This is a genomic window from Glycomyces tritici, from assembly GCF_030403505.1.
In genome coordinates this window covers 225,933-251,924 of the sequence record NZ_JAUEMJ010000005.1, presented here as the reverse complement: position 1 = coordinate 251,924, position 25,992 = coordinate 225,933, and the positions used below count along the sequence as shown (strand labels likewise).

23 protein-coding genes are annotated in these 25,992 nt (G+C 71.4%); 8 read left to right on the top strand and 15 right to left on the bottom strand.

Annotation, left to right across the window (positions count from 1 at the left end; genetic code table 11):
- Positions 1 to 49: 49 nt before the first annotated feature.
- The 7 genes from QWI33_RS17995 to QWI33_RS17965 form a co-directional block, all read right to left on the bottom strand.
- On the bottom strand, positions 50 to 2,602 hold the full coding sequence (locus QWI33_RS17995) for a CBM35 domain-containing protein (RefSeq protein WP_289958527.1): 2,553 nt from the start codon (positions 2,600 to 2,602) through the stop codon (positions 50 to 52).
- Between the two features lie 20 nt (positions 2,603 to 2,622).
- Positions 2,623 to 3,642 (bottom strand): LacI family DNA-binding transcriptional regulator, encoded by a 1,020-nt coding sequence (locus QWI33_RS17990; RefSeq protein WP_289958526.1) that lies wholly within the window; start codon positions 3,640 to 3,642, stop codon positions 2,623 to 2,625.
- A 30-nt stretch (positions 3,643 to 3,672) separates the two neighbouring features.
- On the bottom strand, positions 3,673 to 4,995 hold the full coding sequence (locus QWI33_RS17985) for an ABC transporter substrate-binding protein (protein WP_289958525.1): 1,323 nt from the start codon (positions 4,993 to 4,995) through the stop codon (positions 3,673 to 3,675).
- A 41-nt stretch (positions 4,996 to 5,036) separates the two neighbouring features.
- The gene (locus QWI33_RS17980) at positions 5,037 to 5,852 is read right to left on the bottom strand and encodes a carbohydrate ABC transporter permease (RefSeq protein WP_289958524.1); all 816 of its coding nucleotides are present in this window, start codon (positions 5,850 to 5,852) and stop codon (positions 5,037 to 5,039) included.
- 10 nt (positions 5,853 to 5,862) lie between these two features.
- A complete protein-coding gene (locus QWI33_RS17975) occupies positions 5,863 to 6,798 on the bottom strand; it encodes a carbohydrate ABC transporter permease (protein WP_289958523.1) in 936 nt (311 codons plus the stop codon).
- A gap of 285 nt (positions 6,799 to 7,083) precedes the next feature.
- Complete coding sequence (locus QWI33_RS17970) at positions 7,084 to 7,608, bottom strand: DUF1684 domain-containing protein (protein ID WP_289958709.1); 525 nt, start codon at positions 7,606 to 7,608, stop codon at positions 7,084 to 7,086.
- A gap of 344 nt (positions 7,609 to 7,952) precedes the next feature.
- Positions 7,953 to 8,981 carry an aldo/keto reductase gene (locus QWI33_RS17965; protein ID WP_289958522.1) on the bottom strand — a complete coding sequence of 343 codons (1,029 nt, stop codon included), beginning with the start codon at positions 8,979 to 8,981 and terminating at the stop codon, positions 7,953 to 7,955.
- A 142-nt stretch (positions 8,982 to 9,123) separates the two neighbouring features.
- Between QWI33_RS17965 and QWI33_RS17960 the strand changes: the two genes are divergently transcribed.
- Both QWI33_RS17960 and QWI33_RS17955 read left to right on the top strand, forming a co-directional pair.
- On the top strand, positions 9,124 to 10,185 hold the full coding sequence (locus QWI33_RS17960; RefSeq protein ID WP_289958521.1) for an LLM class flavin-dependent oxidoreductase: 1,062 nt from the start codon (positions 9,124 to 9,126) through the stop codon (positions 10,183 to 10,185).
- 78 nt (positions 10,186 to 10,263) lie between these two features.
- The gene (locus tag QWI33_RS17955) at positions 10,264 to 10,740 is read left to right on the top strand and encodes an HIT family protein (protein WP_289958520.1); all 477 of its coding nucleotides are present in this window, start codon (positions 10,264 to 10,266) and stop codon (positions 10,738 to 10,740) included.
- On the opposite strand, the gene QWI33_RS17950 is transcribed toward QWI33_RS17955, so the two are convergent.
- On the bottom strand, positions 10,733 to 11,332 hold the full coding sequence (locus tag QWI33_RS17950) for a TetR/AcrR family transcriptional regulator (RefSeq protein ID WP_289958519.1): 600 nt from the start codon (positions 11,330 to 11,332) through the stop codon (positions 10,733 to 10,735). The genes QWI33_RS17955 and QWI33_RS17950 overlap by 8 nt on opposite strands.
- A 99-nt stretch (positions 11,333 to 11,431) precedes the next feature.
- Between QWI33_RS17950 and QWI33_RS17945 the strand changes: the two genes are divergently transcribed.
- Positions 11,432 to 12,517 carry an NADP-dependent oxidoreductase gene (locus QWI33_RS17945; protein WP_289958518.1) on the top strand — a complete coding sequence of 362 codons (1,086 nt, stop codon included), beginning with the start codon at positions 11,432 to 11,434 and terminating at the stop codon, positions 12,515 to 12,517.
- Between the two features lie 15 nt (positions 12,518 to 12,532).
- Here QWI33_RS17945 and lhgO read toward each other — a convergent pair whose 3' ends face one another.
- The 5 genes from lhgO to QWI33_RS17920 all read right to left on the bottom strand — a co-directional run bounded on the left by lhgO (position 12,533) and on the right by QWI33_RS17920 (position 18,243).
- Positions 12,533 to 13,741, bottom strand: coding sequence for an L-2-hydroxyglutarate oxidase (gene lhgO / locus QWI33_RS17940; RefSeq protein WP_289958517.1), 1,209 nt, complete (start codon positions 13,739 to 13,741; stop codon positions 12,533 to 12,535).
- 198 nt (positions 13,742 to 13,939) lie between these two features.
- Positions 13,940 to 14,707, bottom strand: a complete 768-nt coding sequence (locus tag QWI33_RS17935) for a sulfite exporter TauE/SafE family protein (protein WP_289958516.1) — start codon at positions 14,705 to 14,707, stop codon at positions 13,940 to 13,942.
- Positions 14,704 to 16,206 carry an aldehyde dehydrogenase family protein gene (locus tag QWI33_RS17930; protein WP_289958515.1) on the bottom strand — a complete coding sequence of 501 codons (1,503 nt, stop codon included), beginning with the start codon at positions 16,204 to 16,206 and terminating at the stop codon, positions 14,704 to 14,706. The genes QWI33_RS17935 and QWI33_RS17930 overlap by 4 nt, the downstream gene beginning before the upstream one ends.
- Before the next feature lies 1 nt (position 16,207).
- On the bottom strand, positions 16,208 to 17,008 hold the full coding sequence (locus tag QWI33_RS17925; protein ID WP_289958514.1) for an IclR family transcriptional regulator: 801 nt from the start codon (positions 17,006 to 17,008) through the stop codon (positions 16,208 to 16,210).
- Positions 17,005 to 18,243 (bottom strand): L-talarate/galactarate dehydratase, encoded by a 1,239-nt coding sequence (locus QWI33_RS17920; RefSeq protein WP_289958513.1) that lies wholly within the window; start codon positions 18,241 to 18,243, stop codon positions 17,005 to 17,007. Before QWI33_RS17920 ends, QWI33_RS17925 begins: the two co-directional genes overlap by 4 nt.
- A 261-nt stretch (positions 18,244 to 18,504) precedes the next feature.
- Between QWI33_RS17920 and QWI33_RS17915 the strand changes: the two genes are divergently transcribed.
- Positions 18,505 to 19,038, top strand: a complete 534-nt coding sequence (locus QWI33_RS17915) for a twin-arginine translocation signal domain-containing protein (protein WP_289958512.1) — start codon at positions 18,505 to 18,507, stop codon at positions 19,036 to 19,038.
- 71 nt (positions 19,039 to 19,109) lie between these two features.
- On the opposite strand, the gene QWI33_RS17910 is transcribed toward QWI33_RS17915, so the two are convergent.
- Positions 19,110 to 22,607 carry a BTAD domain-containing putative transcriptional regulator gene (locus tag QWI33_RS17910; protein WP_289958511.1) on the bottom strand — a complete coding sequence of 1,166 codons (3,498 nt, stop codon included), beginning with the start codon at positions 22,605 to 22,607 and terminating at the stop codon, positions 19,110 to 19,112.
- A 93-nt stretch (positions 22,608 to 22,700) separates the two neighbouring features.
- Complete coding sequence (locus tag QWI33_RS17905; protein WP_289958510.1) at positions 22,701 to 23,330, bottom strand: dihydrofolate reductase family protein; 630 nt, start codon at positions 23,328 to 23,330, stop codon at positions 22,701 to 22,703.
- 148 nt (positions 23,331 to 23,478) lie between these two features.
- Here QWI33_RS17905 and QWI33_RS17900 point away from each other — a divergent pair, with 148 nt between their 5' ends.
- From QWI33_RS17900 to QWI33_RS17885, 4 genes are all read left to right on the top strand, one after another.
- Positions 23,479 to 24,060 carry a CGNR zinc finger domain-containing protein gene (locus tag QWI33_RS17900; RefSeq protein ID WP_289958509.1) on the top strand — a complete coding sequence of 194 codons (582 nt, stop codon included), beginning with the start codon at positions 23,479 to 23,481 and terminating at the stop codon, positions 24,058 to 24,060.
- A gap of 231 nt (positions 24,061 to 24,291) precedes the next feature.
- Complete coding sequence (locus QWI33_RS17895) at positions 24,292 to 24,741, top strand: VOC family protein (RefSeq protein WP_289958508.1); 450 nt, start codon at positions 24,292 to 24,294, stop codon at positions 24,739 to 24,741.
- A gap of 138 nt (positions 24,742 to 24,879) precedes the next feature.
- Positions 24,880 to 25,779: a pyridoxamine 5'-phosphate oxidase family protein gene (locus QWI33_RS17890; RefSeq protein WP_289958507.1), complete on the top strand. Its 900-nt coding sequence runs from the start codon at positions 24,880 to 24,882 to the stop codon at positions 25,777 to 25,779.
- Positions 25,776 to 25,961, top strand: coding sequence for a ferredoxin (locus tag QWI33_RS17885; RefSeq protein WP_289958506.1), 186 nt, complete (start codon positions 25,776 to 25,778; stop codon positions 25,959 to 25,961). Before QWI33_RS17890 ends, QWI33_RS17885 begins: the two co-directional genes overlap by 4 nt.
- The last annotated feature ends 31 nt before the right edge of the window (positions 25,962 to 25,992 follow it).

Genomic DNA, 25,992 nt, shown 5'->3' with positions numbered 1-25,992 from the left:
TCGGGCTCCTCGACGACGCTTGCGAGTCGTCGGTGTGCCGGGTCCGGGTCTAGTTCAGGAGCGGCGCGAGCTCGAAGTGGTCGAAGTCGGCGGTGCGGCCTTCGCGGTCGCCGATGTCGGTGCGCAGGCCGGGGTTGCCGATCTCGATGGTGTTGGTGCCGGCTTCGAGGTCGACGATGAGCGGGTAGGACCAGAAGTCGTTCCAGCTCCAGGTGCCGCGCATGGGCACCGTGGCGGCGGCTTCGCCGTTCACGGTGAACTGGGCGTAGCGGGAGATGATGTTGGTGTTGTAGGCGTGGCCGCCGGTGCGCTCGTCGTTGGCGTAGTGGACGAGGAGCAGGTGCGGTCCGGCCTCGTCGGCTTCTACGGTGAGGGTGGCGGTGTTGCCTTCGCCGCCGCCCACGCCGGTGATGGCCGCTTCGTCGCTGGCCCAGGTGTTCTCGGTGAGTTCGGCGGTGCCTTCGAGTTCGGCGTCGGCGGCCGCGATGCGGGTGAAGCCCTCGTCGCCGCCGTCGCCGGTGACGGTGAGGTCGTGGACGTGGAGGGTGCCTCGCCGGGCGCTCAGGGCGATGCGGTTGACGCCTTCGTGGAGGGCCAGGGTCTGCTCGTCTTCGAGCTTGAACGCGGCGGCTTCGCCGTGCGGGCCGAGGACGGTGAGTTCGCCCTTGCCGTCGGCGTCGGCGGCGATGTCGTAGTAGCCGTCGGCGGGGGCGTAGACGTCGAAGACGACCTGCTCGTCGCCGTTGACCTTGACGCCTTCGTGGTGGCCGTACCGGTACTCGGCGTCGCCTTCGGTGCGGGCGAGGACGGCGGGGTACGTGTGGGTGTCCACTACGGAGGGGGTGAGGTCGATCTTGTCGATGCCGGCTTCGCCGTAGGCGGTGCCGGCCTCGGTGTGGCTCTTGGCGAGTGCGAGCGTGTTGGCGCCCGCTTCGAGTTCGACTTGGACGGTGACCTGGCCGCGGGAGCCCCACTGCATCGTGGAGGGGTAGGTGACGGTGGCGGGATCGCCGCCGTTGACGGTGAGGAACTGCTCGGTCGGCGAGGCGCCGGCGGCGAGGTCGCGTCCGTAGGTGTTGCCGTAGGTGACGGTGAGGTCGTAGGTGCCGGCCTCGGGGACGTCCACGGTGAAGTCGATGCGGCTGTCGGCGCGGTTGAGGGAGCCGACGCTCTTGCCGCCGGAGGCGGGGAAGCCGAACGGGTTGGCGGCGCTGCCCTCGTTGTAGACGGTGCCTGCGGTGACGGCGGCGTTCTCGGCTTCCCAGGTGCCGCTCCAGGGAACGTCGACGGTGTCGGCCCTGCCGGTGCCCGGGGTGAGGGTGATCCAGTAGGCGGACATGGGGTCGAGGTCCTGGAGTTCGATGCTCGCGTCGCCGTTGCGGTCGGGGCGCAGGGCGATCTGGTCGACGGCCTGCGGGGCGGGCGAGGAGCCCTCGTTGCCGGTCCAGGCGATCTCGTGGACGCGGGCGGTGACCTTCTTGCCGAGGTCGAGGTTGCGGAGGTCGACGGTGGTGTCGCCGGCGCCGCCGCCGAGGAGGAGCTGCGCCTGGTTCTTGGCCTCGTCGTAGGTGGCGATGCCTTGGAGGGTGTCGATGGCGTTGTCCTGCGGCGGGGTGACGAGCGCGGTCTGGCCGGTCATCTGCGAGTAGGTCTTGAGGAACCACCAGCCGCCGTTGGGGACGTTGGTCTGCGGGGCGTTGCCGGAGAGGCCGCCCGCGGCGGTCCAGTAGGCCATGTCGGCGAGCGCGTCGGTGTCCTCGAACATCGCGGCCCACTGCACCATCTGGCCGGGCATGCCGAAGTCGCGGTTGTTGCCGTACTCGTTGATGTTGATCTGGCGCGGTTCGACGCCCAGTTCGGCTTCGAGCGCGCGGTAGTCCGCCTCGTTGTTCGCGTAGTAGCGCAGGGAGTCCGGGGAGAGCTCGTGCCAGGTGACGACGTCGGGGACGGTGCCGGCCTCGACGACGTGCTCCATGAAGTCGCGCATGAAGCGGGCGTCGTAGTGGGACTCGTTGGGCCCGGCGATGGGGGTGTCGGGGGCGATCTCGCGGAGGCGCTCGTAGGCGAGGTCCCAGTCGTGGAGGTAGCGGGCGAGGGCGCCGTCGTAGTCGCCGCCGCGGCCGTACCAGATCCAGTTGGGCTCGTTGAACGGCACGTAGACGAGCCGGTCGGCGTGCTCGGAGGCCTCCATGAGCGGTACGACCTCCGCCTCCAGTTCGTCGAGGTAGGCGTCGATGCCGGGGTTCTTGTAGGGCCAGTCGGGATACCAGTCCTGGAGGTTCACGAAGGCGTCGCCGCCGTCGTGCTCGGCGAGGACGGCGAGCACGTCGTTGGCGTCGCCGTTGGGGTGCTGGGTGCCGCCGGTCGGCTTGGGGGCCATGGAGGACATGCGGAGGGGGTCGAGGAGGTTGTCGCCGGGGACGCCGTCCTCGGAGATGCCGTAGAGGGAGCCGATGGCGCCGTACGTGGGCGCGCCGTCGAGCTGCCCGAAGTCGACGGCGAGGAGGGGGGCGTCCTGGCCCTGGGCGGGCACGGCCGCGAGGCCGGTGAGGAGGCCGGTCACGGCGGTGGCCGCGAGGCCTCTGCGCAGGAGTGGGTGCATTGCTGCCCTTTCAGTTGTCGTCATTGACGCGGTGGGCCCGAGGTCTCTCGCACTACGAGTTCCGGGGACCGCCAGGAGGGTCGGGGATCGGAGCCGCCTTCGAGCTTGTGTCGCAGGAGTTCGAAGGCGCCGCGGCCGACGCCGCGGAAGTCGAGGTCCACTGTGGTTAGAGGAGGGACGTGGTAGGCGGCGAGCGGCGAGTCGTCGAAGCCGATGACGCTGAGGTCGCCGGGGACGCTGCGGCCCGCGCGGTGCGCGGCGTGGAGGACCCCGAAGGCGAGGTCGTCGTTGCCGCAGAGGATCGCGGTCACGGACGGGTCGGCGACGAGGGCGGCCGCGGCTTCGGCGGCGGCCCCGACGGACCAGCCCGAGTGCACGACCTCGGGCGGGGTGATCCCGGCGTCGGCCAGCGCGTCGGACCAGCCGGTCTGGCGGCTGGCCTTCGATGGGATCGCGAGGTAGTGGACCTGCTTGTGGCCCATGGAGAGGAGGTAGCGAGTGGCGCGCGCGGCGACGGTGCGGTCGTCGAGGAACACGCGCCAGTCGGCCGAGTCGTGCTCGGCGACGAGGTGCTCGCCGCCGGTGGCGACGAGCGCGCCCGGCTGGCGTTCGCGGAGTGCCTGCATGGCGCCGGCGGTGACCTCGTCGTGGGCGATGACGATGGCGGGTGCGCCGTCGTGCGGGAGGCGTTCGAGGACGTCCGCCTCGCTGTAGGCCCGGTCGGGGTCCATGACGGAGATGAGCACGGAGAAGCCGGCGTCCCGGGCGGCGTCCTCGATGCCGCGGAGGGTCTCGGCGGTGCCGTACAGGGAGGTGTCGGTGGTGAGGACGGTGACCGACCGCACGGCGCCGCCGGCGAGGGTGCGGGCCGACCGGTTGGGCCGGTAGCCCAGGTCGGCGATCGCGGCTTTGACCCTGGCCCTGGTGGTGTCGGCGACCATCGGGGCGTCGTTGATGACGCGCGAGACGGTCTGGTGCGACACCCCCGCCCGCTTCGCGACGTCGAAGATGCTCGCGGGTCTGGGTCCGGCGGCGCTCATGCTGTCGGTGGCCTCTCTGCTCGGGTGCGGCTACTCGGCGTTGGCGATCGCGACGACCGCCTCGGCCGCTTCCTGGGCGTCTTTCTGCCCCAGCCAGACCTGATTGAACTCGTCCATCGCGGCGGTGCCGAAGGCGGCGTCGTTCATGGAGAGGGGGTAGCCGGTGGTGGTGCCTTCGGCGGCGGTCTGGAAGCCGGTGACGTCGATGCCCTCGCCGGCCCAGTAGTCGGCGAAGCCCTGGTTGAGGGAGCTGACGCCCGGCCAGACCGAGCCCATGCCGGTGGCGATGGACTGGGCCTCTTCGGAGCCGAGGAACTTGACGAGTTCCCAGGCCTCGTCGGGGTGGTCGGTGCCGGCGTAGATGGCGTTGGAGAGGCCGTTGATGACGGTGCCGGAGCCGACGGGGCCGGACGGGTTGTCGGCGACGGCCCATGAGCCGGGCTCGAGGCCGTCGCGGTAGAAGCTGAGCATCCAGGAGCCGTCGAGGGTGGTGGCGGCCTGGCCGGGGACGACGTAGTCGCCGGGGACGCCGCCGTTGGGCTGGTTGGTGGATTCGGCGGGCACGGCGACGTGCCACTTGTTGTAGAGGTCGGCGGTGAACTGGATGGCCTCGACGCATTCGGGGGCGTCGATGGCGTACGCGCCCCAGGGCTCGGTCTGGAGGGAGCAGCCGTTCTGGACCGCGTAGTTCCACCAGTCGGTCTGGCCGGTGTTGGAGGACATCGCGGTGCCGTACTGGACGACGTTCTCGGGGTCGAAGTCGGGGCTCAGCGCGTTGTTGCCGTCGGCGTCGACGGTGAGCTTCTGCAGGAACTCGACGTAGGTGCCGCCGTCGACGGGGTTCCATTCGAGGTCGTTCACGGTGGCGGGGTCGATGCCGGCGGCTTCGAGGGCGTCGAGCCGGTAGACGAGGGCGATGGAGTCCCAGTCCTTCGGGAGGCCGTACTGGTCGCCTTCGTACTGCCAGGAGTCGTAGAGGTCCTCGGGGTAGATCGAGGGGTCGACGCCGTCGTCTTCGATGTCGTCGGTGATGGGCAGGAGGACGCCGTTGGCGGCGTAAGTGGGGAAGCGGGAGACGTGGTTCCAGAACACGTCCGGGGCCTCTTCGGCCGCGAACCGGCTGTCGAGCCCGGCCCAGTAGTCCTCCCAGGGGTTCTGCTCGAGTTCGACTTCGATCTCGGGGTGGTCCTCGTTGAAGGCCTTGATCATCGCTTCGAGCGCGGGCCGCTGGTTGTCGTCCCAGAAGGCGTATCGCAGCGTCACCGGTCCGTCGTCGTCGCCGCTGCAGGCGGCGAGTGCGGCGGGGAGGGCGAGCGCGAGGGCGGCGAGGGCCGCCGTGCGCGTCTTGTTCATGCCGTTTGCCTTTCATGTGGTTGAGAGGTGGAGGCGTCACTTCACTTCATGCCGCTGAGGGCGATGGAGCGGACGATGTGGCGCTGGAAGACCAGGAAGACGGCGACCAGCGGGAGGAGCGCCATGGTGGAGGCGGCCAGGATGAGGTGGTACTCCTGGTTGAACTGGGACTGCATCTGCGCGATGCCGCGCGTGATGACCCTGGTGGACTCCGAGTGCGTGATGATGAGCGGCCACAGCAGGTTGTTCCAGGTGTTGACGAAGCTGATGATCGCGAGCGTGCCGAGGATGGGCTTGGCCATGGGGACCATGACGCGCCACAGGATCGTGAAGGTCCCGGCCCCGTCGATGCGGGCCGCGTCCTCGATGGAGGCGGGGATGGTCTTGAAGTACTGGCGCACCAGGAACACCCCGTAGGGCATGAGGAACCCGAACACGAACGGGAGGATCAGGCCCACGTGGGTGTCGACCAGGCCGAGCTCGCGCACGATGATGAAGGTGGGCACCAGGGTCACGATCTGGGGCACCATCAGGGTCGCGATGTAGGCCCAGAACAGCTGGTCGCGGCCGGGGAAGTCGAGCCGGGCGAAGGCGTACGCGGCGAGGGTGGAGAACACGAGCTGGCCGACGGTGACCGCCACGGCCACGATCACGGAGTTGACGACGAACGTCGCGAAGTCGTACCGGCTCCAGACCTCTCCGAAGTTGGAGAGGATCGGGTCGGCCGGAAGGGCCCACGGCTCGGAGGTGAGGATCTCCTGTTTGGACTTGAACGCGGCGTTCAGCGTCAGCAGGTACGGGCCGACCGAGACCAGCGCGCCGGCGATGAGCACCAGGTAGAGCGGGAGCTTCTTCATCGGTGGGCCCCTAACTGAAGTCGTAGGTGGTGCGCTTGCGGAAGAGCGCGGCCTGCGCGAGGGTGATGAGGGCGATGATCGCGAACAGGACCACCGCGAGCATGGACGCGTACCCGGCGTTGCGCTGGGTGAACGACTCCAGGTAGATCTGGTAGTTCAGCGTCGCGGTGGACCCGGCCGGGCCGCCGGCGGTCATCACGTGGATGGTGTCGAAGACCTGGAACGAGCCGATCACGCTGGTGATGAGCACGAACAGCATCGCCGGGCGCAGCAGCGGCAGCGTGATCTTGAAGAACCGGTACAGCGGCGAGGCGCCGTCCACATCGGCCGCTTCGTAGAGCTGCGCGGGGATCGCCTGCAGCCCTGCCAGGAAGAACAGCATCGTGTAGCCGGTGAACTGCCAGACGTTCACCGATGCGATGACGGGCATGGCCCAGGTGGAGTCGGTGAGCCAGGCCGCGCCGTCGACGCCGAACAGGCCGAGGAAGCGGTTCAGGGCCCCGTACTGCGGGTCGAAGACCCACCGCCAGATCACGCCGAGCGCCACCGGCATCGCCATCCACGGCAGCACGTAGAGCACGCGGAAGGTGTTGCGGGCCTTGATCTTCGCGTTGAGCGCCAGCGCGAGGAGCAGGGCCAGCACGGTCTGGGCGGGGATGTTGAGGAGCACGTAGTAGAAGGTGTTGCCGATCGACTTGAGCGCCCGCTCGTCCCCCGCCAGCTCGCGGTAGTTCTCGAGGCCGATGAACTCGGGGTCGGACAGGAGGTTCCACTCGAAGAAGCTCAGGACGACGACGACCACGATCGGCGCGATGAGGAACACGGCGAAGCCGAGGATGCTCGGCGCGAGCATCGCGTAGGCCTCGAAGGCCGCGCGTGACCTCCGGGTCTTTCGGGGCGCGCTCGCGGGCTCGGAGCGCGGCTCGGTGTCGAGAAGGGTCTGCATAACACCTGGCTCGGGACGTAGGGGTCGGGATGCGAGGAAATGTTAGCGCTCACGGTCGCGACACGTCAAGGTCGATGTTCCATATTTCCAAGTATCGATGTCATGGAAGCGTTCCCGCAGGCACGCATCGCTTGCTGGACCACGAGTTCACGACCGCAATTCGTGAGGAGGCTCGGTAGCGGATGCATTGCAGAAATTCCGTTAGCGCTCACAGATGTGGCGAGCAGGCCGCCCCGGGGGATGGTGGGACCCCGGGCCGGGGCTGCGAGTTCCCGGCCCGGGGCGTCAGTGCGGCCGTTGCGGCCGCTGCTCCCCCGCCGTCACCGCGACGCTCAAGGCGTTCGCGTCCACCGGCTTCGGGCAGGTCCCGAACTCGGTGAAGGCGCAGGGCAGGTTCTGGGCGCGGTTGAAATCGAGGACGACCGCACCGTCCCCGGACGGCGGCGCGACGGACAGGGACCGCCAGGCCGCGGTCGTGTCCCCGTTGGTCCGGTCGGAGAAGAGCACGCTCAGGCGGCCGTCCTCGGCGGCGGAGGCCAGCAGCGACTGGCGCCGCCCGGCCACGGTGAAGTCGATCTCGCCGGTGAGGCGGAGCGCGTGGGCGAGGTCGCCGCGGGCCGATCCGACCACGGCGTCGAGCGGTTCGTCGAAGGCGAGGTACCGGCCCGGCACCATCCAGTCGGGATCGGGCCGGTAGCACGGGACGCCGTTGAACCCGGTCCTGGTGGGGCCCCGGGATCGCGCACCCGCGCGGCGAAGCGCCCGCCGCGCAGGGCCACCTCGATCCGGCGGCGGCCCCGCTCGACCCAGGCCGGAGCGCCGGCCTTCTCCAGGTCGAAGGTGAGCACGCCGTCGACCGCGCGGCCCTCGAAGCGCAGCCCGTCCGCGGCGATCGCGGTCAGCCGGGCCTCGTCGCCGCCGCTCCAGAGCCCGGGCAGACCGGGCAGCTGCGCGGGGGTCTCACGCAGCCAATGGAACGCGGTCAGGCTGAGCCACCCGTGCGGCTCGGTCAGCTCGGCCTCCCGGAGGCGGCGCCATGCGGTCCAGCCGCGCGTGAAGTCGTCAACGCGGGTAGCGGTCATCGCCGGTCCTCCCGTCGATCGGGTCCGAGGTGGACGGTGCCGGAGCGCCGCCTCGACCATGGGCGCCGGTCATCAGCGCAGCCCGGTGCCGTGCACGCCGTGCTCGTCGATCAGCGCCAGTTCCTCCTCGGTCAGCGGCGCGGCGTCCAGCGCCTCGGCGTTCTGCTCCAGTTGCGCGACCGAGCTGGCGCCGATGAGCGCCGAGGTGACCTCGGGGCGGCGCAGCACCCATTGGAGGGCGAGCTGCGCGAGCGACTGGCCGCGCGTGCGGGCAAGGTCGTCGAGCGCGGCGGCGCGCTTACGGTAGGTGTCGTCGATGACGTCGGGAGAGAGGAACGCGCTGTTCGCGGCGCGGGCGTCGGCCGGAATGCCGTGGAGGTACTTGTCGGTGAGCAGGCCCTGCGCGAGCGGCGAGTAGACGACCAGGCCGAAGCCGTCCGCGGCGGCGAGGTCGAGCAGGCCGTTCCGTTCGGGGCTGCGGTCGAAGATCGAGTAGCGCGGCTGGTGGACCAGGAGCGGCACGCCGGCCTGCCGCAGCAGTACGGCGGCCTTGTGCGCCCGCTCGGGGTCGTAGTTGGAGAGGCCCACGTACAGCGCCTTGCCCTGCCGCACGGCGTCGGCGAGGGCGCCGACGGTCTCCTCCAGAGGCGTGGTCGGGTCCTGGCGGTGGTGGTAGAAGACGTCCACGTAGTCGGTGCGGAGGTCGCGCAGACTGTGGTCGAGCGAGGCGAGGAGCGCCTTGCGGGAGCCGCCCTTGAGGTAAGGGCTCGGGCCGATCGGGTTGCCGGCCTTGGTGGTGAGGACGAGCTCGTCGCGGTACGGGGCGAGGTCCTTGGCGAGGACCTCCCCGAAGACCTGCTGGGCGGCGCGGTGGGGCGGCCCGTACCGGTCGGCGTTGTCGAAGTGGGCGATGCCGAGGTCGAAGGCGCGCAAGATGATCGCGCGCTGCGTCTCGTAGGGGTGGTCGGTGCCGAACCGCTGCCACAGGCCGAGGGAGAGCGCGGGGAGGTCGAGGCCGGAGTGCCCGGCCCGCCGGTAGGGCAGCCGCTCGTACCGGTCCCCGGCGGCGGCGTAGGTCGTCTCGAAAGCTCCGTGTGCCATGGGGGAAGCCTTTCAGGTGTGGTTCGCGCGGCTACGGCGGAGGGTGGGCCGCGCCTGGGGCGGCGGCACCGCCCTCACGCAATCTATACTACATCGATAGGATAACTCGAAGAACTGCCGCCCCCGACTTGGAGACCCGCTCATGAGCAGCCGATACCTCTGGTACATCCCCAATCAGGCCCACCCCGGGCACCGCGGCGACGACGTCGTCGAAGGCCACAACAGCCTCGACCACCTCACCGCCCACGCCGAAGCGCTCGAAGCGCACGGCTGGGGCGGCGCGCTCCTGGGCACCAGCTGGGGACGGCCGGACACCTTCACCGTCGCCGCCGCGCTCGCCGCGCGGACCACCGGTTTCAAACCCCTCATCGCGATCCGCCCCGGCTACTGGCGCCCCGCCAACTTCGCCTCGGCAGCCGCCACCCTCGACCACCTCACCGGGGGCCGGGTCCTCGTCAACATCGTCTCCGGCAAGGACGGCGTCGAAGCCTACGGCGACACCGAAGGCGCGCAGGCGGACCGCTACGCCCGCACCAAGGAGTTCATCCAGATCGCCCGCCGACTGTGGACCGAGGAGCGCGTCACCTACAAAGGCGAGTACTTCAGCGTCACCGACTCCAGCCTCGAACTGAAGCCGGTCGCCGACGGCGCGCGCCGCCACCCGACGCTCTATTTCGGCGGCGCCTCCGAAGCGGCCGAACAGGTCGCGGCCGCCGAGGCCGACGTGCAGCTGTTCTGGGGCGAGCCGCTCGACGGCGTCGCCGAACGCATCGACCGGCTCAAGCAGCTCAGCGCCTCGCTCGGCCGCGAGCACGCGCCGCTCGAGTTCGGCCTGCGCGTCACCACCCTCGTCCGCGACACCGCCGAAGAGGCCTGGGCCGACGCCGAAGCGCGCGTGCGGCAGATGGCCGACGCCGCCAAGGCCGCCCCCGACCACGACTGGCGCCAGGCCACCGGCCAGCGCCGCCTCCTCGACCTGGCCGCGCGCGGCGATGTGCTCGACGACAACCTCTACACCGCCCCTGGCAAGGTGGGCGGCGGCGGCGCTGGCACCACGTGGCTGGTCGGGTCGGCCGAGGACGTGGCCGAGTCGCTGCGCAAGTACGAGGCGCTGGGCATCAGCCACTTCGTCCTCTCCGACACGCCGTACCTGCAGGAGATCAAGCGCCAAGGGGATCAGCTCCTGCCGCTCCTGCGCGACTGACCGCCGCCGCGCCTCCGGTCCCCCGCGGGCGGCGACCGCGCTTCCCTGCCTGGTCCCTGATGCGTAAAGTCTCAGAACATGAGCGAGGACTGGCGGCGGGACCGGATCGGCAGCGCCCTTCGAGGCGAGAACCCCATGGTGCTCCGGCGGCTGGAGGCGGGGTTCGCGGTGATCGGGGACGTCCAGTTCCTGCCGGGCTACTCGGTACTGCTCGTGGACGACCCTGCGGTCCAGCGACTCTCGGAACTCCCCCGGGCCAGGCGGATCGCGTTCCTCTCCGATATGGACAGACTGGGCGAGGCGGTCGAACGCGCCTGCAGGAGACTCGACCCGGCCTTCCGCCGGGTCAACCTGGAGATCCTGGGGAACACCGATCCCTATCTCCATGCGCACGTCTGGCCCCGGTTCGACTGGGAGCCGGACGATCTCGTGGGCCGACCGGTGTGGCTCTACCCGCGGGAGCACTGGAGCGACGAGCGGTACGCGCTCGGCCCGCAGCACGGGGACCTGCGCGCAGCGATCGGCGAGGAACTGGACCGACTCGCGGTCAGCTGAGTTCCGGAGCCGCCTCGGGAAGCGGGCGCGCGCCTTCGGGGCGCAGGCCGTCGAGGATGAGCTGCAGGTAGCGGCGCCACAGGCCGGGGGACGCGTCCGGCACGTAGCCGGCGACGTAGTTCGGGGCGCACATCAGCAGGAACACATCGGTTCCCGTGACGTCGCCGCGTACCGAGCCGTGCTCGCGGGCGCGGTCGACCAGTCGATCCACTGCTTCGAGCATCCGGTCGCGAGCGCGGGCGACCTCGGCCATCGATGCGCTCGCCTCGGCCAGGAAGGACAGGTCGCGCTCCTGCCGCTGCATCGCCGCGGCGGTCAGGAACTCGCGCAGGGCCTCCCCCGCATCGTCGGCCTCGTGCAGGCGCTCGCCCAGGTCGCTCAGCGCCTCCATGCGGTCGATGAGGATCGCGGCGATCAGGTCGTCCTTGGTCGCGAAATGCCGGAACACCGTGCCCTTGCCGACCCCGGCCCGGCGGGCGATGTCCGCGACCGAGGCGTCGAGGCCGCGCTCGGCGAACTCGTCGGCGGCGGCGGCCAGCAGGAGCCCGCGGTTGCGGGCGGCGTCGGCGCGAAGCGGGCGGGTGTCGGGCATGACCCCACCCTATCAAGTTGACCGCGCGGTCCGGTTAGTGCTAGCGTTCCGACTCCAAGCTGACCGCACGGTCCGTTTATTGCATCCCAAGGAGCGCATATGAAGGCAGTCGTCGCCAACGACTACGGCCCGCCCGAGGACTACACCGTCGCCGACATCCCGACGCCCCGGCCCGGCCCGGGCCAGATCCAGGTCCGCATCGCCGCCGCCTCCGTCAACCCCGCCGACGTGCAGGTGCCCAGCGGCGAGTTCCGCGAGCAGTTCCCGCTCGAGTTCCCGCACGTCCCCGGCAACGACTTCGCCGGCACCGTCAGCGAAGTCGGGCCGGGAGTCGCCGGATTCGAGGTGGGCGACGAGGTCTTCGGCCAGGCCGTGCCGCGGGCCCTGCGGACCATAGCCGGCACCGAACGGCCCTCGCTCACCACCGGGACGCTCGCCGAATACGCGGTCTTCGAAGCGGACACCCCGTTCATCGCCCCACGGCCGCAAGGCATCAGCGTCGAGGACGCCGCGGCGCTCCCTACCGTGGGCCTCACGGTCCGCGCCATGCTCGCGAGCGTCGGCATCGCACCCGGTTCGTCGGCGCTCGTCGTCGGGGCCACCGGCGGCGTGGGCACCGCGCTGCTGCCCGCGCTGGCGGCCCTCGCGACGGTGACCGCGACCGCGAAGCCGGAGGACGCGGACCTGGTGCGCGGCCTCGGGGCGGCGGCGGTGATCGGGTACGGCGCGGCCGAGTATCCGTCTGATGTGGATGTGGCGTTCAACCTGGCGCTGCCCGGCGACCGGCTCACCGAGGTGGCCGCGGCGCTGCGGCCGGGCGGTCGGCTGGTGACCATCACCTTTCCCGTCACGCAGCCGGAATGGCTCGGGCGCGACGACGTCGACCTCCGGTTCGTGCTCGACATGGACGGGCGGCTCGGCGGGATGGCCGAGGTCGGCGAGGCGGCCGCGCGCGGTGAGCTGGCCGCGACGATCGGTCGGCGGTACTCGCTCGACCAAGGGCCGCAGGCGGTCGCGGACTTCGCGCGGCGGCACACCTTCGGCAAGCTCGTGGTCCGGGTCGACGCCGGGTTAGGGCCTGTCCTGCGAATCAGACCGGCCCGTTCCCCCGCTCGCTGCGTTGTCGGGCGGCTGGACGCGACACCGGTATGCAGCGGGCGATGGACTCGGATACCGCCGCCCTGATTCACAGGACACGCCCTAGTCGACGAGCTGCTCCAGGAGCTGTTCGACCACGTGCTCGGCGATCGCCATCGACGAGGTGGCCGCGGGCGAGGGCGCGTTGCGGACGGCGGTGACGGGTCCGAGGTGGTGGATGCGGAAGTCGTCGACCAGGCCGCCGTCCCGGTCGAGGGCCTGGGCCCGGACCCCGGCGCCGTCGCGTTCGACGTCCGCGAGGCCGATGTCCGGGAAGTACTGCTGCGCGGCTTCCATGTAGGCGCGCTTGGAGACCGACCCGTGGACCTCGAGGACGCCCATGCGCCAGTGCCGGGCGGCCATCCGCCAGGCTCCGGGCCAGGCCGCGAGCCGGGCGAGGTGCGCGGGGCTGAGGTCGCGCCAGCGGTAGCCCTCGGCGGCGAGGGCGAGGACGGCGTTCGGCCCGATCTCGACGGCGCCGGTGTCGACGCGGCGGGTGAAGTGGACGCCGAGGAACGGGTAGCCGGGCACGGGGATCGGGTAGACGAGCCCTCGCAGGAGATCGGCTTTCGCGTTCGTGACGCGCAGGTACTCCCCGCGGAAGGGCACGATGCGGGGGCCGGGCTCGTCGCCGGCGAGCGCCGCGACGCGGTCGGCCTGGAGGCCGGCGCACAGGACCAGGTGGTCCACGGTGACCCGCTCCTCGCCGGACGCGACGCGCACGCGCGAGCCGGCCGGCTCGATCCCGGTGACGGGGTAGCCCAGGCGCACTTCGCCTCCGGCGGCGGTCACTTCGGCGGCGAACGCGCGCGCTACGGCGGCGTAGTCCGTGACGGCGCTCCCCGGGGAGTGGATCGCGCCGAGGCCGGTCGCGTGCGGCTCGATCTCGCGGAGCTCCTCGGGGCCGACCCGGCGCAGGCCCAGGACGCCGTTGGCGACGGCGCGGCCGAACAGGGCGTCCATGCGCGGCACCTCCTCCTCGCGCACGGCGACCACAAGCTTCCCGCATTCCACATAGGGCAGTTGATGCTCGGCGCAGTACTCCTTGAGGAGGGCGACGCCGCGGGTGCACAACCGCGCCTTGAGACTGCCCGGGGTGTAATAGATCCCGGCGTGGACGACGCCGGAGTTGTGGCTCGTCTGGTGGGCCGCGACGCGGTCCTCCTTCTCGAAGACCACCACCTGCGCCCCGGGGCGGCGCCGCGCCAGTTCGCGCGCGACCGCCAGACCGACGATCCCCGCGCCTACGACTCCAAGTACCTCGTCAGCCATATCGGACCTCCACGATTGCGTATTGCATTCCCAGTTGTCCCATATGTAAACGCCGCCTTCGAAATCGGTGTGTTCGCACGAGGACGCGGGCAGGACGGGCCGGTTCACGGTCCTCGGCGAGGGCGAGTCGGTCGGGGCCGTGCCGGAGGCCGCCTCGGCGCACGCGGGTGCGGGCCGGTTCCCCGGCCCGCACCGCCGCTAGAGGGCCGAGAGCACGAGCAGGCCCGCGCCCACACCAGAGAGCACGAGGGTCGCGATCTCGAACTGCCGCTGGTTCACACGGTCGACCACCGCGCGGCCCAGGAGCGCGCCGACCGCGACGGCCGGGATGAGCAGCGCGGCCATGAGGAGCGTGTGCCAGGAGATGAGGCCGAGGCCGACGCTGAACGGGACCTTGAACAGGTTGACCGCGAAGAAGAACCACGCCATCGTCCCCAGGAACCGCAGCTTCGGGAAGCCCGAGAGCATCAGGTACAGGACCATGACCGGGCCCGCCGCGTTCGCCATCATCGTGGTCGCCCCCGCCGCGACCCCCGCGCCCGCGGCAGCGCTGCGGCGGGCGAGGCCGCTCGGCGGCTCCGGGTCCACCGCCTTGGGCCGCACCCGGTTCCACACCTGGATCGCGAGCATCACCAGCAGGATCGCGCCGATGAGCAGCCGCATCAGCGTGTCGTCCACGAACCACAGCACGACGGCGCCGACCACGGTGCCGACCACCACCCACGGGGCCAGGCGGGCGAGCACCCGCCACTCCACGTGCCGCGAGTAGAAGCGGATCGCGAAGAGGTCCGCGAGGATCAGCACCGGCAGCAGCGCGCCCGTGGACTCCTTGGCGGGGAGGACCGTGGCGAACAGCAGGATCGGCAGCGACCCCATGCCGCTGAAGCCGGTCTTGGCGATGCCGACGAGCACCGCCGCGAGGGCCAGCATGGCCCAGGCGGCGGCGCCTTCCGGGAGTGCGGTCACGGCCGGAGCCGGCCGTCCACGCGCTGCGGGACGGCCGCGTCGTCGCGAAGCTCCGGCGGCAGCACCGACTCCGGCGCGTTCTGCCAGGTCATCGGGCGCAGGAAGCGGCGGATCGCGGTCGCGCCCACCGAGGTGTGGAGCGTGTTCGTCGAAGGCCACGGGCCGCCGTGGTGCTGCGCCCAGGAGACGAGGACACCCGTGGGGAACTGGTCGAAGACGAGCCGCCCGGCCAGCGGCGTGACGAGCGCGACGAGCGCTTCGAGGTCCGGGTCCGCCTCGGCGGTGTGAAGGGTCGCCGTGAGCGAGGCGGGAAGCGCGGCGAAGGCGCGGCCGAGCTCCGCGGCGTCGCCGTAGCGGACCGCGATCGCGCTCGGGCCGAAGCACTCCTCGGCCACGGCGGGCGTGAAGTCCGCGGCGTCCACTTCGATCAGCCGCGGGCTGCCGAAGGAGCCCTCCTGCGGCGCGGCGGTGCCGACCGCGAGCTCCTTCACGCCCGGTGCGGCGGAGTAGGAGGCGGCGATCGCACGGTAGGACTCGGCGATGCGGGCGTTCAGCAGCGGATGCGCCGCGGTCTCGGCGACGAGGGCCGCGGCGGCGCCGAGAAGCGTGTCGCCCTCGGTCCCCTTGGGCACGAACACGATGCCGGGCTTGGTGCAGAGCTGCCCGCCCGAACCCGTGACGGAGGCGACGAGGCCGCTCGCAATGGCCTCGGGCCGCTCGGCCGCCGCGGCGGCGGAGACCACGAGCGGGTTGACGCTCGCGAGCTCGCCGTAGAACGGGATCGGCTCGGGGCGCTTGTTGATGATGTCCAGCAGGGCCTTGCCGCCGGTGAGCGAGCCGGTGAAGCCGACCGCCTTCACCGCGGGATCGGCGACGAGGGCCGCGCCGGCCTCGGTGCCGAAGACGATGCCCACGGTGCCCTCCGGCGCGTCCACGTCGGCGCAGGCCTGCACCAGCGCCTCATAGGACAGTTGCGAGAGCCCGAGGTGCGAGTCGTGCGCCTTCACGATCACCGGGTTCCCGGCGGCCAGCGCCGAGACGGTGTCGCCGCCGGGGACGGAGAACGCGAGCGGGAAGTTGGAGGCGCCGAAGACGGCGACCGGGCCGAGCGGGATGAGGAGGCGGCGCAGGTCGGGGCCGGGGCCCATCGGGGTGTCGGCGGCGTGGTCGATCGTGGCTTCGAGGTAGCCGCCGTCTTCGATGACGCTCGCGAAGAACTCGGCCTGGTAGGCGGTGCGGGTGAGTTCGCCGTTGAGGCGGGCTTCGGGGAGCCCGGTCTCCTGCTGCCCCAGGGCGACGATGGCGTCGCGGCGCTCTTCGAGGCGGGCCGCGGCGGCACGGAGGAGGCGGGCGCGGAAGGCGCGGCCGCGGCGGTCGAGTTCGGGGGCGGCGGCCGCTGCGGCGGCGGCGATGCGGCGGACCTCGTCGACGGAGGTGGGTGCGGCTTCGGCGACGTGGGCGCCGGTGCGCGGGTCGGTGCTGTGGATGCGGTCGGTCATGTCAGGCTCCTTGTTGTTCTTGGGCCGCTTGCGGTTGCGTCCGGTCGCTGTAGCCGAGTCGGCGGGAGAGGGCGGCGGCGGTCTCGGCGACGAGGGGGCCGAAGGGGTCGCGGGCGGCGTCCATGCGGTCGGTCGGCCCGGCAATGCTGATGGCGGCGGTGACCGCGCCGCTCTGGTCGAATACGGGTGCGCCGAAGCAGGTGCTGCCGGCGTCGAACTCGCCGTGCTCCTCGGCCCAGCCGCGCGTGCGCGCTTCGGCGACGGCCTCGCGGAGGCGGTCGCGGTCGCGGACGGTGGCGTCGGTGAAGGCCTGCATGGGGAGGCGCGCGATGGTCTGCTCGCAGTGCTCGGGTGCGAGGCCGGCGAGGTAGGCCTTGCCGACGGAGGTGGCGTGGAGGGGCCGGCGCGCGCCGAGTTCGGAGCGGACGTGCACGGCCTGGTGGCCGATCTCGCGGAAGACGAACACGATCTCGTCGCCGCTGTGCACGCCGAGGCTGACGGTCTCGCCGGTGCGGTGCGCGAGGTCGCGCAGGATCGGCGGGGCGATGGCGTGGACGTCCATGTTGTGCACGGCGGCCATCGCCATCCGGGCGGCGGCCGGGCCGAGTCGCCACTGGCCGTCGACGAGCTGGAGGTACTCGGCGGCTTCGAGGCGTTCGACGAGGCGGTAGACGGCGCTGCGGCTGACGCCGACGGCTTCGACGAGTTCGGTGGTGGTCGCCTTGCCGCGCATGGTGAGGACCTCGAGGATCTCCAGGGCCCGGTCGAGCGCGCCCTTCGGCCCCTCGGCGCGGGGTGTCACGCGGCGCCCTCGAACTGTGCAGAGCCGAACCGTTCGGTGGCCTCGGTCCAGGCGCGGGCCTGCTCGCTGAGGCTGAAGCCGAGGCCGGGCCGGGCGGGGACGATCATGCGGCCGTCGACGGTCTCGAGGCGCTCGTTGAACAGCGGCTCGAGCCACTCGAAGTGCTCGACCCACGGGTCGTGCTCGTAGGCGGCGGCGAGGTGGAGGTGGATCTCCATGGCGAAGTGCGGGGCCATGCGGACACGGGCCTGCTCGCCGAGGGCCATGATCTTGAGGAACGGGGTGATGCCGCCGACGCGGGGCGCGTCGGGCTGGATGAAGTCGACGCTGCGGTGCCGGATGAGTTCGGCGTGCTCGGCGGCGCTGGTGAGCATCTCGCCGGTGGCGATGGGGGTGGCGAGTTCGCGGGCGAGGTCGGCGTGGCCTTCGGCGTCGTAGGCGTCCAGCGGCTCTTCGATCCAGGTGAGATCGAACGCTTCGAGCCCTCGGCCCATGCGGATCGCGGTGCTGCGGTTCCACTGCTGGTTGGCGTCGACCATGAGCGGGAAGTCCTCGCCGAGGTGCTCGCGGACGGCGGCGACGCGGCGCAGGTCGATGCGGGTGTCGGGCTGGCCGACCTTGATCTTGATGCCGCCGATGCCGTTCGCGATGGCCTCGTCGGCGTTGTCGATGATCTCCTCGATGGACGAGGAGAGGAAGCCGCCTGAGGTGTTGTAGCAGGCCACGGAGTCGCGATGGGCGCCGAGGAGTTTCGCCAGGGGCAGGCCGGCGCGCTTGGCCTTGAGGTCCCACAGGGCGATGTCGAACGCGGCGATGGCCTGAGTGGACAGTCCGCTGCGGCCGACCGAGGCGCCCGACCACACGAGCTTGGTCCAGATGCGCTGGATGTCGTTGGGGTCCTCGCCGATGAGGTCGGGGGCGATCTCCCGGGCGTGCGCGTACTGGCCCTTGCCGCCGGCGCGCTTGGAGTAGCCGTAGCCGACGCCTTCGAGGCCGGACTCGGTGCGGATCTCCGCGAACAGGAACGCGATCTCGGTCATCGGCTTCTGGCGGCCGGTCAGGACCTTCGCGTCGCTGATGGCGGTCGTGAGCGGGAGGATCGCGTGCGAGATCCGCACGGAGGCGATGCGGTCGACGCTCGCCTCGCCCCGCTGGAGGGCGCTGAAATGGCGTTCGTTGACGGCGCTGGTCTCGGTGGCGCTGGTCTGCTCGATGAAGGTGGCTTCACTGGACATGTCGGCTCGCTTTCCGGTGAGGGACAGTCCCATTCATTGGGAATTCATATCGATGAATGGGACGTGACGAGCTTAGGCCAGGCCGCGGAGTGACGCAAGGGGCGCGGTCCGAAACCGATGGGATCGGGGTACGGGCCGGGTACGGGTTTCGGTGCAAGTCTCATGCAACCGGCCGGTCCTAATGTCATCTGCAGGTCGGGACACCTCCCCTGAGACGACCGGCCGCACCTCCCGAACCAGACCTGAGAAGTGGAGAACCCCATGGCCTCTCGATCCGAAACACCGAACCTCTCCCGACGCCGCCTGCTGCAGGCGGCTGCCATCGTCCCCGCGGTGGCGATCCCCACGCTCGCCGTCGCCAGTCCGGCGAACGCGGCGTACCAAGGCACCATCGCCCGCGACGAAGTGATGACACGGGCCCGCAACTGGTTCACTGAGGGCGTCCAGTACGACCAGGGCAGCACGTACCCCGACATCGAGGGCACCCACAGATACCGGACGGACTGCTCGGGCTTCGTCTCGATGGCCTGGCACACCTCCACTCCGGGCCACAGCACAAGGCACATCCCCGAGATCGCGGAACGGATCCAGTGGGACCAGCTCAAGCCCGGCGACGTGCTCAACTCCTACGACAACCACTGCATGCTGTACCACATGTGGGAGTCCCCCGGGTGGATCTGGATCTACGATCTGGCGTCGCCCGCAAGCGACATGCGGCACATCAAGGTGTTCACCGACGACCTGCGGGACCAGAACTACATCCCGCGGCGGTACCGGAACATCCGCGACAACTGACCGGTCACCGGCGGCGGGGCTCCGGCTCCGCCGCCGGCCACGCGCCGCGGGCGCGGCGGTATCCCCATCGCTCACACACTTCCTGGTCGCGCATACTCCGCCTCGACCCTGGCGGCCATGGGTGCCGCACCTGCAGCCCGGTACAACGTGACGGCCGCGGCCGCGAGCCGTGCGGCCGCCGCCCGGTCTTCGCTTGCGAGGCACTGGGCCTGCGCCGTCAGCGCGTCGGCCTCCAGGACGCCGTATCCGCGCCCGCGCGCGGCCTCGAGGGCGCGCTCCGCATGCCTGCGCGCGGCGGCGACGTCACCCCGGGCCAGCAGCACATTGGCGGTGCCTATGGTCGCGCGTGTTTCGAGGAACGGGTATTCGCCCGCTATCTCGAGCGCCCGCCCGAACGATTCATGAGCAGCCGCACCGGCATCGGCGCCCAAATGCGCTTCGCCGAGTGCGATCAGCAGGGCCGCCTGCGCGCGCCGGTCCCGGGCGATCACCGCGAGGTCGTACCCCTGCTCCGCGGCGCTCACCGCTGCCGCACTGCGGCCGCGTTGCGTATGCAGCAGGCTCAATTCCTCCAGCGCGGCCAGTTCACCGTTCAGATTGGCGGTGCGACGGTGCCCGTCCAACGCGGCGCGCAGGTGCTCCTCGGCCGCCGACTCGTGCCCGAGTCGGCGGAGCACCATACCGAGGTTCGAGCGGTTGGCCAGGAGGGATTTCTCGCGCCCCGTCTTCTGGTTGATGCGGAGGGCGGCGCCGAAGTACTCCGCCGCCTCCGTGAGTCGGCCCTGATCGAAGCAGACGTAGCCCAAGCCGTTGAGCGTCACCGCGCGAACATGCCCCAGTTCGTCGTCGCTGAGTTCGACCGCTCGGTGGAAGGACCGCTCCGCCTCGGCCAGTCGGCCCTGCTCGGCCAGTACCCAGCCGATGTTGTGCCGCAGGTAGGCAGCGGCCTGTCGCCACCCGCCGGTGTCGGCGGATCGCGCGCCCTCGGTGTAGACGGCGATCGCCGCTTCGTGGCGCCCGAGCGCCCACATCGCTTGTCCGCGAGTCATGTGCATCGCCGCTTGGGCGGAAGGATCATCGTGCGCGGCGCGCAGGCCCGCCTCGGCGGACCGCAGCCATCGGTCGGCCTGCCGGTTGATGAGGAAGTAGCCGCGGAGCTGATCGGCGATCTGCCAGGCGAGGTGGCGGTGCTCCTCGGTGTCCGCGATGCGCTCGATGAGCGCGACCAGCGCCGGTGCCTCAGTGTCGAGCCATGCCGAAGCGGCTTCGTGCGTCGCGAGCACAGCCTCTCGGTCGTCGCATGTGGACCATCTGACGAGCTGCGGGTACACCCACTCCATCGCCGCCGTCGCGACTCGCAGGTGCCAGGCGTAGTACCGGTCGCGGTCCGCGGCGTACTCCGCGGGGTCGCGCTCGGCGAGCAGCCTGGCCGCGTACAGGCCGAGCAGATCGTGGCAGCGGAACCGGTCCGGTGAGTACTGCAGGAGCATGTTGGCGTCGAGCAGCTCGCCGAGGATCCGGTCCGTCTCAGGCGCATCCGCATCGAGCAGGACCGCGGTGGCGTCCAGAGTGAAGTCGTCACCGGGGTGCAGCGCGCACAACCGGAACGCGCGCCGCGCGGCCTCGCTGAGATCCTGATAGCTGAGCTGGAAGCTGACCAGCACACTGAGCTCGCCGGTGCTCAGCTCGGCCAGCCGCCGGCTCTCGTCGAGCAGGCGCTTCGCCAGGTCGGCGGCGGACCACGCGGAGCGGCTCGCCAACCGCGCTCCCGCGATGCGCAGCGCCAGCGGCAGCTGCCCGCAGGCGGCGCTCAGTTGCCGGGCCGACTGCGGATCGGCGGCGATCCGCTGCGCACCTGCGGTGGCGGCCAGCAGGGCGAGGGCGTCGGCCACAGGAAGGGCGGGCAGGTCGACGACCGTGGCGCCCACCAGATCGGTGAGTCGCCTGCGGCTGGTCACCAGCACGCCGCACCCGCCGGTGCCGGGCAACAGCGGCGACACCTGCCGTCCGTCCTTCGCGTTGTCCAGGACCAGCAGCATCCGGCGTTCGGCGAGTTCGCTGCGCAGCAGCGCGGCGGCTTCGGCCTCGTCGGCGCCGATCCGCTCACCGGAGACGCCCAGCGCCCGCAGGAATCGTCCCATCGCCTCCAAAGGGGACAGCGGGGTGCCGGAGGCGCCGCGGAGGTCGGCGTACAGCTGTCCGTCCGGAAACGCCTCCCGCAGACGCCCAGATGCTTCCAGCGCCAGCGCGGTCTTGCCGATCCCCGCAGGACCGTTCACGGCGATGATTCGCGCCCCGACTCCCGACCGGTGGCCGCCGAGCGTCGCGACGATTCGGTCCAATTCCGCGGTGCGCCCTACGAAGTCCGGGGGTGGTGCCGGTACCTGCCGAATCGCGGCCCGCCGCCGCGACTCGTGCGCCTCCGCGCTCCAGCGCTGCCGGAGCGCCCCCTGGTGGGCGTCGCGGAGCCGCTCCCCCGGGTCGACGCCGAGCTGGTCGGCGAGTGCGGTGCGCACTCGGTCGAAGGCGGCGAGCGCCTCGGCCTGCCGACCGCTCGCCGACAGACTCGTGACGAGTTCCGTGTGCAGCGGTTCGTGCAGTTCGAACCGGTCGGCCAGTTCGCGCAGGCGCGGCAGCGCCTGGTCGGATTCGCCCAGGCTTCTTGCGGCCGAGGCATAGGCGCACAGGACGGTGACGTACTCCTCGGTCACGGCCGCCATGAGCGGTCCGTTCCGAAGTGCGTCCACATCGGTCTCTCCCCGCCACAGTCGAACCGCCTCGGTGAGGTGGTCCAGGGCCCGTTCCGGGTCGGGCTCCGCGGTGCCCAGGGAGGCCAGTTCCCGGAACCGTGCCAGGTCCAGCCGGCCCGGGTCCACTTCGAGGCGGTACCCGCCCGGGGCGGTCTGGAGCACCAGTCCCGAATCCGGCTGGAGCAGTCGCCGGAGCCTGCCGATATGGGCATGCAGGAGATTCGCGGCCGAGGCCGGGCGTCGCTCACCCCAGAGCAGCTCCATCAGGGCTTCGCGTCCCACGACGTCGCCGGCGCTCAGCGCGAGCCGCAACAGGAGGCACTGCAGCTTGGGTGAGGTCAGCGGCACCGGCATCCCGTTGTGCCACAGAGCGACCGGGCCCAAGATGCTCAGCGTCGTCCCGGCTTCGCACTCGGTGCGATCGGCGTCCTCGGGTGCGATCGGGGTCGGGGCGGTGTACACGTCGCCACCGAGAGCGGACGCGACGAATCGAGCACGGTCCTGATTCGACAGCTGCAGGGCATCGGCGAGGCGGTGCACCGAATCCCGCCGCGGCTGGCGGCTGCGTCCCTGCTCCAGGTCGCGGATGGCGGCCAAGCTGAGGCTGGAGCTCCCGGCGAGGTCCCGTTGGGTCAGGCCGAGGCGTTCACGATGCGCCTTGAGGAGCGCACCGAACCGCGACTCGGCACCGCCTGCGCTTGCGGGTGAGCCGCGACCGCGCGCTCCCAATGGCTCCGACACGTGACTCACATTACAACAGGACGACGAGAACGACCGTCCGCGACAGCCTCGGACTCGACCGAGGAGCGAGCGCGGCACGGCTCGCCGCTTTCGATCCGAACGAACGGGTCTCCCAGTGCCGCAACAGCGTCATCGCGGCCCGCAGCGGCCGAAGGAGCGCCCGGCCGCCGACTAGGTCAGGCGGTCGACGTCCGCGTCGATGTCGCCCACCGCGGGCTCGCCCGCCGTCTCGTACTCGAGCTTGACAGTGCCGTTCGCGAACACCCGCGACTCGGTCAGGCGCAGCGCGGTGGGCACCGCGCCGTCGGCGAAGACGCGCTTGCCCTGGGCGAGGACGACCGGGTAGACCCACAGGTTGAGGCGGTCGACGAGGCCGAGCCGCAGGAGCGACTGCACCAGGTCGAGGCTGCCGATGACGTGGACGTGCCCGAAGCGGTCCTTGAGCTCCCCCACGGCCTCGGCCAGGTCGCCCTGCAGCAGGCTCGCGGCGTCCCAGCCCAGCGGCGGTTGGAGCGTGCGCGAGGCGACGAACTTGGGGACGCGGTTGATGAGCGCGGTGAAGTCGAACTCCGCGGGGGCGGTGGGCCAGTAACCCGCGAAGATGTCGTACGTGCGGCGGCCGAGGAGGAGCGCGTCCATGCCCTTGGCCTGCTCGAAGATGAAGTGCTCCTCGTCGCGGTCGATGAGCGGCGCCTGCCAGCCGCCGTATGCGAAACCGCCCTCGGGGTCCTCCTCCGGCGCGCCGGGCGCCTGGGCCACGCCGTCGATCGACATGAACTCGGTGACGATGAGCTTGCCCATCTGCTGCTCCTCTGCTCGCTGGTCCTCAGGTATACCGACGACGCTACGGGCCGAAACTCATCGGGAAGGCGGCATCGGGGCGACACGGGCTCCGCCCGCCCGCGCCGCGCCGCACGCAATGCTTGGAGGGTCCTGTTACCGTTAGAACATGCCTGCGCTGCTCCTTCCCGGCGAGCCGACGCCGGTCCGGTTGATGAACACGGTCTGGGCCGACCGCTCCGGCCTCCACGACGACCTCGAGACCGCCGCCGACCTCCGCACCTGGATCGACGCGGTCGGCCCCGCCGCCGCCGAGGTCGGCGACGGCGACCTGGCCCGCTTCCGTTCTTTGCGGGACGCGCTGCGCCGCCTTGCCGCGTTCGCCACCGAGGACACCCGGCCCGCCGCCGCCTCGCCGCTGCGGGATCTCACCGAGGCCGTGGCCGAGGTCAACCGGGCGGCGGCGCTGGCGCCGGGCTGGCCGGTGCTCGAACTGGACGGGGACGCGCTCGCCCGCCGCTTCGGCAGCGAGGGGGACCCGGTGTCGCAATGCCTTGCCTCCCTTGCCGTGCAGGGCATCGAGCTGCTTACCGGCCCGGGCCGGGAGGACCTGCGCGCCTGCTACGGGCCCGGCTGCGTGCTCTACTTCGCCAAGGACCACCCGCGCCGCGAGTGGTGCTCGGCCGGGTGCGGCAACCGCGCCCGCGCGGCCCGGCACTACGCCAGGCACCGCACCGCCGCCGAGGGCTGACACTTCCGGGCCCAACGCCGCACGACCGCTGGTCGTGCGGCGTTTCGTCATGCCCGCCAACGGATCACGGCGGACAGCGACGACCGTCACAAATTTCTAATGGTTGTACGCGTTGCAATCATTAGGGACGCATGGGAAGCTTTCTTCTAACGGATTAACCGTTAGGCAATCGAAGTGCGTCTGACCCCGTGCAGTCCCTTCGCGACAGTCCTTCTCACCCGTGGAGCACCCATGACCGCAACGACCCTCAAGACCGGCCACGTCGGCATCAACGTCACCGACCTCCCCCGCTCGGTCGCCTTCTACCGCGAGATCTTCGGCCTCGGCCTCATCGGCGAGAAGACCGACGGCGAGGACCGGTTCGCCTTCCTCGGCGAGGACGACATCGTCCTGGCGCTGTGGGAGCAGAGCGAGGGGACCTTCGACACGCGCCGCCCCGGGCTGCACCACCTCTCGTTCGAGGCGCCCGACATCGCGGCCGTGCGCCGGGCCGAGGCCGCGCTCAAGGACGCCGGCGTCGAGCTGTTCTACGACGGCGTCGTCCCCCACGGCGAAGGCGCCGCCTCCGGCGGCGTGTTCTTCACCGACCCCGACGGCACCCGCCTCGAGATCTACGCCCCCACCGGTGCCGACACCGCCCCCGCGCCGGTCAAGGGCGCGCCCACCTGCGGCTTCTTCTAGACACCCGAGGCACGACGGCGTTCGCGGGCCGGCGGCCCGCGGGGGACCGGGGCCCCCCCCGGGGGGGGGTGCCCCCCCCCCCCCCCCCCCGCGGGGGGGGGGGGCCGGGGGCCCCCCCCACGCCCCGAAAGGAGCACGATGATCCACAAGGGAGAACGCGCCGTCCAGCGCCGGGTCGGCCTCGACCTCCCCGCCTGGGGTTCGGCCGGAGTGGACGCGGCGATCCCGGCGATCGCCGCCGAGTTCCTCGCCCGCCAGCGCATGGTCGTGATCGGCGCCGCCGACGACGACGGCGCGGTCTGGGCCAGCGCCCTCGCCGGCCCCGAAGGCTTCGTGGAGGCCATTGGCGAACGGACGATCACCGTCGACCGCGCACCGGTCGGCCCTGATCCGCTCGCCGGACTGTTCGACACCGAACGGGACCTGGGCATGCTCGCGATCGAACCGGCCACCCGCCGCCGGATGCGCGTCAACGGCGGCGCCCGGCGCGTCGGCGACCGGCTCGAGATCCGCACCGAGCAGGTCTACGCCAACTGCCCCAAGTACATCCAGGCCCGCACCCCCGAGGCCGCCGACGCTCCACCGGGGACGGCGACGGCGCGCACTTCGGCACGACTCACGCCCGAGCAGCAGGACTGGATCGCCGCGTCGGACACGTTCTTCGTCGCCACGCGCGCCGGCGGTCTCGGCGCGGACGCCTCCCACCGGGGCGGGAACCCCGGCTTCGTCGCCCTCACCGGCGACCGCGGCCTGGTCTGGCCCGACTACCTCGGCAACTCGATGTACATGACCCTCGGCAACCTCGAACTCGACCCGCGCTGCGGCCTGCTCTTCCCGGACTGGGAGCGGGGCCGGGCCCTGCACCTGACCGGGACCGCCCGCGTCGACTGGGACCCGGGCCGCGCCGCGGCGGTCCCCGGCGCGCAGCGGCTCGTCCGGTTCACGCTCGACCGCGCCGTCCAGATCGACGGCGCCCTGCCGCTGCGGTGGGCGTTCGGCGGCTACTCGAAGTTCAACCCTCGGAAGGAGACCCCATGAAGGTCCGCGTCGACCGATCCCGCTGCCAGGTCCTGGCCCAATGCGTCTTCACTGCGCCCGAAGTCTTCGGCATCGACGACGACGGGGACCTCGTCTACGACGCCGACCCCGACGACGCGCTGGCCGACGAGGTCGAGCAGGCCGCCCGCGCCTGCCCGCTGCAGGCCATCCTCATCGATTGACCTGCGCCGCAAGAGGTCCGGGCCGGAGACT

Coding starts and splice junctions, on each gene's coding strand:
- QWI33_RS17995 (WP_289958527.1), bottom strand. CDS start 2,602: ATGCACCCACTCCTGCGCAGAGGCCTCGCGGCCACCGCCGTGACCGGC.
- QWI33_RS17990 (WP_289958526.1), bottom strand. CDS start 3,642: ATGAGCGCCGCCGGACCCAGACCCGCGAGCATCTTCGACGTCGCGAAG.
- QWI33_RS17985 (WP_289958525.1), bottom strand. CDS start 4,995: ATGAACAAGACGCGCACGGCGGCCCTCGCCGCCCTCGCGCTCGCCCTC.
- QWI33_RS17980 (WP_289958524.1), bottom strand. CDS start 5,852: ATGAAGAAGCTCCCGCTCTACCTGGTGCTCATCGCCGGCGCGCTGGTC.
- QWI33_RS17975 (WP_289958523.1), bottom strand. CDS start 6,798: ATGCAGACCCTTCTCGACACCGAGCCGCGCTCCGAGCCCGCGAGCGCG.
- QWI33_RS17965 (WP_289958522.1), bottom strand. CDS start 8,981: ATGGCACACGGAGCTTTCGAGACGACCTACGCCGCCGCCGGGGACCGG.
- QWI33_RS17960 (WP_289958521.1), top strand. CDS start 9,124: ATGAGCAGCCGATACCTCTGGTACATCCCCAATCAGGCCCACCCCGGG.
- QWI33_RS17955 (WP_289958520.1), top strand. CDS start 10,264: ATGAGCGAGGACTGGCGGCGGGACCGGATCGGCAGCGCCCTTCGAGGC.
- QWI33_RS17950 (WP_289958519.1), bottom strand. CDS start 11,332: ATGCCCGACACCCGCCCGCTTCGCGCCGACGCCGCCCGCAACCGCGGG.
- QWI33_RS17945 (WP_289958518.1), top strand. CDS start 11,432: ATGAAGGCAGTCGTCGCCAACGACTACGGCCCGCCCGAGGACTACACC.
- lhgO (WP_289958517.1), bottom strand. CDS start 13,741: ATGGCTGACGAGGTACTTGGAGTCGTAGGCGCGGGGATCGTCGGTCTG.
- QWI33_RS17930 (WP_289958515.1), bottom strand. CDS start 16,206: ATGACCGACCGCATCCACAGCACCGACCCGCGCACCGGCGCCCACGTC.
- QWI33_RS17920 (WP_289958513.1), bottom strand. CDS start 18,243: ATGTCCAGTGAAGCCACCTTCATCGAGCAGACCAGCGCCACCGAGACC.
- QWI33_RS17915 (WP_289958512.1), top strand. CDS start 18,505: ATGGCCTCTCGATCCGAAACACCGAACCTCTCCCGACGCCGCCTGCTG.
- QWI33_RS17905 (WP_289958510.1), bottom strand. CDS start 23,330: ATGGGCAAGCTCATCGTCACCGAGTTCATGTCGATCGACGGCGTGGCC.
- QWI33_RS17900 (WP_289958509.1), top strand. CDS start 23,479: ATGCCTGCGCTGCTCCTTCCCGGCGAGCCGACGCCGGTCCGGTTGATG.
- QWI33_RS17895 (WP_289958508.1), top strand. CDS start 24,292: ATGACCGCAACGACCCTCAAGACCGGCCACGTCGGCATCAACGTCACC.
- QWI33_RS17890 (WP_289958507.1), top strand. CDS start 24,880: ATGATCCACAAGGGAGAACGCGCCGTCCAGCGCCGGGTCGGCCTCGAC.
- QWI33_RS17885 (WP_289958506.1), top strand. CDS start 25,776: ATGAAGGTCCGCGTCGACCGATCCCGCTGCCAGGTCCTGGCCCAATGC.